Origin of the sequence: Streptomyces sp. NPDC002088 (assembly GCF_040296605.1) — a bacterium.
In the GTDB taxonomy this organism is placed as follows: domain Bacteria; phylum Actinomycetota; class Actinomycetes; order Streptomycetales; family Streptomycetaceae; genus Streptomyces.
Map to the genome: position 1 here is coordinate 324,385 of NZ_JBEOXO010000005.1, position 6,389 is coordinate 330,773.

A 6,389-nucleotide genomic window follows, 5' to 3' on the forward strand; every position below is an offset into this window, starting at 1 on the left:
GGACCCCGATGTCCCGGGAGACAGCACCTCTGGAATGGCTCGACGAGCTGCGCGAGTCCCATGGTGTCGCCTGGGACGAGAGCACGAGCACCTGGTACGTGACCCGCTACGACGACGTGTACGCGTTGCTCAGCGATCCCCGGCTCGGTGCACAGGTCGAGACATGGTGTCCACCCGGTCTGACGGAGGCGCAGCGGGAGACGTACTGGCGGGTGACGGAGTTCGTCGACCTCTGGCCGGTCTTCTCCGACCCGCCGCGCCACACCGGCATGCGGCGGCTGCTTCTGCCGCTGTTCACCCCCGCCGCCGTCGGCGGGGTCATCGCCGCGACGAAGGAGTCCGTGGCTGCGACGAATCCCGGGACCCCGGGGGACCGGGTCTTCGAGAGCGTGGTGAGGCCCGCGCTCGCGTCGGGTCTCGCCCGCTTGATCGACGAGCCGCCGGAGACCCTGGCGGAACTCGGGGACTGCGCCACCCGCATCCTCGCCGTCGGGCCGAGCGAGACGTACGACCCCTCCGTCGGCCTCGACGCTGCGAACGCGCTGGACGAGCTGACCGGTCATGTCGCGCGGCGCTGTGAGGCCGGGCGGGGCGCGCTCGCCTCCGCACTGCGTGACGCCATGGCCGAGGGGTCCTTGGACCTCCGGGACGCGACCGCGGTCTACGCCCAGCTCGTGTCCGGAGCCCTGGAGCCCGCCGCGACGGCCGTCGCGAGGCTGCTTGAGGCGCTGACGGGGCCGGAGGGCGAGGCGGTCGAACTCGCGGCGGACGTCGACTCGGCGGTTGACGAGGCCCTGCGACTGGCCACGCCCTTCCACCTGGCCATGAGGCGCGGACTGACCGACTTCACGCTGCACGGTCACTCGGTGAAGGCGGAGGCGCGGGTGGCTCTCGTCCTCGTGGCGGCCAACCGTGACCCGCGGAGGTTCGCGGACCCGCTCGCCTTCCGCACCGACCGGGCCGATGCGCGGCACGTCGTGTTCGGACGCGGCCGGCACGCATGCCTCGGGGCGGCCCTGACTCGGCATGTCATGAGAGAACTGGTGGTCGAACTCGCCGCGAGGGGAGTGCTGGAGGACCTCCCGCCGCTGAGCGCGGTGTGGAACGTCGACTTCGGCGGCCGATTCGTCCAGGACATGGTGGCCAGGCAACGTGTGTGACGACGGCGCGAGAGAAAACGCAGGTGGGAAATGCGGGTAGAGGAAGCAAGGTACGGGACCTGGTCGTCACCGGTCTCCGAGGAGCACACGGCGCACAGCGTCTTCCGGCTGGGCGACATCCAGGTCGACGGAGACGACGTCTACTGGGTGGAGGAGCGGCCTGAGGAGGGGGGACGGGCTGCCCTGGTGCGCCGCACGCCGGACGGTCGCGTCGCCGATGTCGGACCGCCCACGCTGAGCGTTCGCAGCAGCGTCTACGAGTACGGTGGCGGCAGCTTCCTCGTGGCCGGCGGCACGGCTTACGTGGTCCGCGACCAGGGGCTGTGGCGGTTCGGGGTGGACGGCGAAGAGGCGCCCCTCACGCCCGAGCAGCGGTCCGTACGGTACGCCGATCTTTCGCTCGACCACCGGCGGCAGCGGCTGGTGTGTCTGGCCGAGGTGCACGACGGCGGCCGGTACCCCGAGCACCGCCTCGTGTCCGTACCCCTCCACGGAGGGACGGAGAGCCCGGAAGTCCTCGTCGGGGACCGGGACTTCCTCTGTGCACCACGGGTGAGCCCGGACGGCGAGCAGTTGTGCTGGATAGAGTGGTCGGCGCCCAACATGCCCTGGGACGGCACCGAGCTGTGGCTCGCCGACCTGGACGGGGAAGGCCGGCCCATCGGAGCCCGCAGGGTGGCCGGCGGGCCGGCCGAGTCGGTGCTCCAACCGCAGTGGGGACCGGACGGAAGGCTGTACTTCGTCTCCGACCGGTCCGGATTCTGGAACGTGCACCGTCTGGTCGACGGGGGTGTCGAACCCGTCACCGCGCTGGACGTGGACTTCGGCCGCCCGCAGTGGGTGCTCCACCTCGTCAACTACGCCTTCCTCGACGCCACCACCATCGCCGCGGCCGGATCCGACAACGGGCGCTGGCGTCTCTACGTCGTTGACGTGCCGACGGCGACGGCCGAGGAGATTCCGCTTCCCTACACCGAGATGGGATTCGTCGTCCGCTCCCGTCGCGGTCGGATCGTACTCGACGCCGCCTCGTCCTTCGCGCCGCGATCGGTCGTCGAGGTCGCGCCGGACACCGGTGCGACCGAGGTACTCGGTCGCGTCCAGGCGGCGGCCCCGATCGCCGAAGCGTTCCTCTCGGAACCTGAGCATGTCTCCTTCACAGGGGCGGGAGGCGAGGTCTCGCACGCCTTCTTCTACCGGCCGTGCAACCCGGACTTCCGTGCCCCAGACGGAACACTGCCCCCGCTGCTCGTGCGCGCGCACGGCGGGCCCACGGCCGCGTCGAGTCCCATGCTCGACTACGCCATCCAGTACTGGACGTCGAGGGGCATCGCCGTGCTCGACGTGAACTACGGCGGCAGTTCCGGCTACGGCAGGGAGTACCGGGAGCGGCTCACCGGGCGCTGGGGTGAGACGGACGCCTTGGACTGCATCGCGGGTGCCGAGCACATGGTGGCCCGTGGCGAAGTGGATCCCGAGGGTCTCATCATTCAGGGAGCAAGTGCCGGCGGCTTCACCGTGCTCAACGCGCTGGCGTTCCACAAGACGTTCCATGTCGGCATTTGCTACTACGGCATTGCCGACCTCGAAGCCTTCGACCAGGGGACGCACAAGTTCGAGTCCCACTACTGCGAGCGTCTCGTGGGACCGTACCCTGCGGCGAAGGACGTCTATCGGGATCGCTCGCCGCTGTACTCGGCGCATCGGGTGAGCAGCCCGGTGATCCTCTTCCAGGGACTGGCCGACCCCGTGGTGCCGGCCGGCCAGTCCCGCGCCATGTACGAAGCGGTGCGTGAGAACGGTGTGCCGTGCGCCTATCTGGAATTCGAAGGAGAGGAGCACGGGTTCAGGGAGGCCGACAACATCCACCGGAGCATGCGTGCGGAGCTGTATTTCGTCGGGCGCGTCCTCGGGTTCGGCGATCCCTCGTCCGACGCGGTGGTCGAGATCGAGAACCTTCATTGAAGTGACCGCGCGTGGTCACGTCCGTACGATGTACGTGTTGCCGGGAAGCCGTCGGTGAGCATGGCGGCCTCCAGCCCGTCGGAAGCGTTCAGGGGGAAGATGTGACCGCGGCGGATGTCTCCGATCGCCTCGGCGTCGTCGGCGAGAATTGCCTGATGCAGCGCCTGCAGCTCGCGCCCGGGCGGAATGCCCAGCTCGGTCGCGAGGAGCTGGTACGCCTCGCGGTAGGTGGCGAGGGCTGCGTGGCGCTGACCGGACAGACACAGGGCCAGCATGAGGTCCACGCGCAGTCGCTCCTGGTGCGGATGGGCGGCGACGGCGGCGAGCAGTTCGGGGATGATCTCCACGTGCTGGCCGATGGTCAGCTGACTTCGGAAGTACTCCATCAGCAGGCCCAGCCGGAGCTGCTCAAGCCGCGCGGCCTCGGCCTGCATGACCGGGGTCTGGGTGAGTCCGCTCAAGGGCTTGCCGCGCCACAGCCCGATCGCCTCGAGGAACAGCTCGCCGGCCTGGCCGGGGTCGCCGCGCCGATGGCTCTCCTTGCCGAGCCGCAGCAAGTGCTGACATCGCTCCAGGTCCACTTGGTCCGGCGCCGCCGAGAGCTGGTAGCCGTCGCCGGCCGTCGCCAGTTCGACATGGTTTCCGAGCAGTTTGCGTAACCTGCTCACGTACAGCTGAAGATTCTTCCGCGCGCTTGCCGGCGGCCGCTCGCCCCAGGTGGCCTCGATGATGCTGCCGCTCGACACATGGCGGTTCGCGTTCAGGCAGAGATGTGCCAATAAGATCTGCGGCTTCGATCCTCCCGGTGTCACCGGGAGGCCGGATATGTGGATTTCGAGCGGTCCGAGAACTTTCAGAAGTATGTGAGGCAATGCGCGCTCGCTCTCATGGAATGCAAGGCGATGACGGGATGTCTGATGCTGGGATGCTCGGTGGACGGGAACGATAAGCCCAGTGGGAAGCCCGGCGCGGCAGTTCGGGAGAAGGTGTGCTGGTACTTCGCAGTCACGGATGGCGGCGCGGGCGAGAACTCCGGCGAATTCCGCGAACGGTCACCATGGGAATATCTCCTTAGTGTGTCAATGCGCATTCTGCTCGCGGGCGTGGGGTCGACTCCCAGAAGGAATGAAGGGTGGCGCGTTCTGATGGAAGCTACAGAGCGATGTTGGATCCCGTCAAGATCATTGGCCGGAACTGCACCATCCATGGAATGCGCGCAATCCGGAATCCTTCTTTCCGGTCGCCGCCTTGGCGGTGGAGAATCCCTTGTGCCAGATCAGGGATGTCGCCTTCACCGCCCGCACCGGGACCGCACCATGGGCCATGACGACCCTCCGTAACCTCGCCATCGGCGTCCTGAAACTCTCGGATCCGACAACACACCAAGACCGCGCGAGCGATCCGCGACGATCCCCGACGAGCACGCCCCATCCTGGGCATAACCAACGATCCGGACACCCACGGAACTTGATCAAGCCCTGCCTATAAGGCGGTCCCGGAGACAGTTCCGGATGGCGATGCTTCGAAGTGGAGATTTCGAAGTCAAAACTTCGAAAACCCCTTGTACTTGAGATTTTATAGTTATAGCTTCAGGTCATGATTTCGGCCGTCGAACACGGCCCTCTCCCAGGTCATGTGAAAGTAATCGCTGTCACGTTCCTGCTCTCGTGCCTGGGGGACGGTCTTGCCATCACAGCCCTGATGCTCGAATTCCACGACCGAGCAACCAGGGGCTTCGGAATTGCTGCTCTGTTCGCGGCCATGGCCGTGCCCGCGATCGTGCTGGCCGGCCTTGCCGGCCGGATAGCGGACCGCTGTCCGGCCAGACGGGTGCTTCCACCGCTGGGCCTCGCGCTGGTCGCAGTCTGTGCCCTGATGTCCCTGGCTCACAGTGTCGCTTTGCTCGTGATTCTGTTCGCCGTATTGTCGGGCCTGATGACGATCGCGGCGCCAGTCTTCGTCAAGGTCGTGCTCCAGGCTTCACCAGGGCCGTTGATGAGCCGTGCGAACGCGCTTGTCTCCATGGCATCCCAACTCGGTTTTCTCATCGGGCCGGCCATAGGTGCCCTGCTCATGGATGCCATCGGTCTGCGTGGAGTGCTCCTCGTGGACGCCGTCACCTACCTTGCTGTCCCGCTCGTCGCTTGCTTCATACCCTCACCGAACGCCTCTTCAGCAGCCGACGGCTCCGCGCGATCTGCCGAGAAGTCGGGATTCCTTGCCGGACTACGGCTCCTGATGCGGCACACCCCTCTGGCGCGGATCGTGCTCATCGGGGCGGTGCTGACATTCGCCCTGCAGGTCACCAACGTGGTGGAGGTGTACCTCGTCCGCGATGCCTATGGCGCCACGGCGACCGTGTTCGGCCTGGTGACGACGGCGTGGGCCGGCGGAAACATTATCGGCACCGGAATCGCCGGACGCTGGTTATCCGAACGGCACACCGCCCGGGCGGCCGTGCTCACCGCGTCAGTAGTGGTAACAGCACTGCTTGCCGTCGCCGCCATGGACAATCTACCCGGCCTCTTCGTCCTGACCACACTGGCCGGTGCCGCCGAAGGAGCATTCGGCGTCGCCCGCCAGACTACTCTCGGGCGCGTCATCGACCCCGCCGGCCAGGGGAGTGCGGTTGCCGCGCAACGGGCGCTTCTGAACACCGCCACCGTCCTGGCGCTGATGAGCGCGGGCCTTGTCTCCTCGTTGGTACAGCCCCGCATCGTCTACGCCCTCGCCGGCGGCCTGCTCCTGCTCGCCCTGGTGGCTCCATCGCAGGGCCGAATCCGCCCAGACGCCGGCATCCGATGCCGAGCGCGGCGTGACGGCGCCTTCCGCCACGGTCCTACCCACAGACTGATCCGCCGCCCCAAGGCCGCGGATCACGGCAGACCCGACACCACGGCTTCACCTGTGGCTTGAAGGGCGCTGCCTGTACCACAGCACATCCCGCACCAATCCGTATCAATCAACCCACGAACAAGGGGAGTTTGTCATGACGACTCTGGAGATGCGTCTGCAGTTGCTGACCGAGGAACTGGCGAAGGCCGAGCCGAGCGCGATCCACCAGGGCACGCCGGTCACGGGCGGGGACATCCTGTCCGACGACAACCTGCCGGGCCTGTGGCAGATCCCGCCGGCCGCCTGCTGACGCAGCCGTACACCCGGGGGGGGGGGGGGGGGGGCGCGCCCCCCCCCCCCCCCCCCCCCCCCCCCCCCAACCCACCCCCCCCCCCCCCCAACGAGAACACCACCGGCCAAGCCCCACCC

The 6,389-nt window shown here is 67.6% G+C and carries 5 protein-coding genes; 4 read left to right on the top strand and 1 reads right to left on the bottom strand.

Annotated features, from left to right (window positions below):
* The first annotated feature begins 8 nt into the window (after positions 1–8).
* Both ABT114_RS13790 and ABT114_RS13795 read left to right on the top strand, forming a co-directional pair.
* The gene (locus tag ABT114_RS13790) at positions 9–1,160 is read left to right on the top strand and encodes a cytochrome P450 (protein ID WP_351141996.1); all 1,152 of its coding nucleotides are present in this window, start codon (positions 9–11) and stop codon (positions 1,158–1,160) included.
* 30 nt (positions 1,161–1,190) lie between these two features.
* Positions 1,191–3,125 carry a S9 family peptidase gene (locus ABT114_RS13795; RefSeq protein ID WP_351141998.1) on the top strand — a complete coding sequence of 645 codons (1,935 nt, stop codon included), beginning with the start codon at positions 1,191–1,193 and terminating at the stop codon, positions 3,123–3,125.
* Here ABT114_RS13795 and ABT114_RS13800 read toward each other — a convergent pair.
* Positions 3,119–3,937 (bottom strand): AfsR/SARP family transcriptional regulator, encoded by an 819-nt coding sequence (locus tag ABT114_RS13800; protein WP_351142000.1) that lies wholly within the window; start codon positions 3,935–3,937, stop codon positions 3,119–3,121. The genes ABT114_RS13795 and ABT114_RS13800 overlap by 7 nt on opposite strands.
* A gap of 784 nt (positions 3,938–4,721) precedes the next feature.
* Here ABT114_RS13800 and ABT114_RS13805 point away from each other — a divergent pair.
* Together ABT114_RS13805 and ABT114_RS13810 are read left to right on the top strand one after the other, a co-directional pair.
* The gene (locus tag ABT114_RS13805; RefSeq protein WP_351142002.1) at positions 4,722–6,041 is read left to right on the top strand and encodes an MFS transporter; all 1,320 of its coding nucleotides are present in this window, start codon (positions 4,722–4,724) and stop codon (positions 6,039–6,041) included.
* A 73-nt stretch (positions 6,042–6,114) separates the two neighbouring features.
* Entirely contained in the window at positions 6,115–6,270 is a 156-nt protein-coding gene (locus ABT114_RS13810; RefSeq protein WP_351142004.1) for a hypothetical protein, read from the top strand.
* Positions 6,271–6,389: the final 119 nt, after the last annotated feature.

Bases quoted from the DNA above. Each gene is read 5' to 3' on its own strand.
- ABT114_RS13790 (WP_351141996.1), top strand. From the start codon at position 9: ATGTCCCGGGAGACAGCACCTCTGGAATGGCTCGACGAGCTGCGCGAG.
- ABT114_RS13810 (WP_351142004.1), top strand. From the start codon at position 6,115: ATGACGACTCTGGAGATGCGTCTGCAGTTGCTGACCGAGGAACTGGCG.
- ABT114_RS13795 (WP_351141998.1), top strand. From the start codon at position 1,191: ATGCGGGTAGAGGAAGCAAGGTACGGGACCTGGTCGTCACCGGTCTCC.
- ABT114_RS13805 (WP_351142002.1), top strand. From the start codon at position 4,722: ATGATTTCGGCCGTCGAACACGGCCCTCTCCCAGGTCATGTGAAAGTA.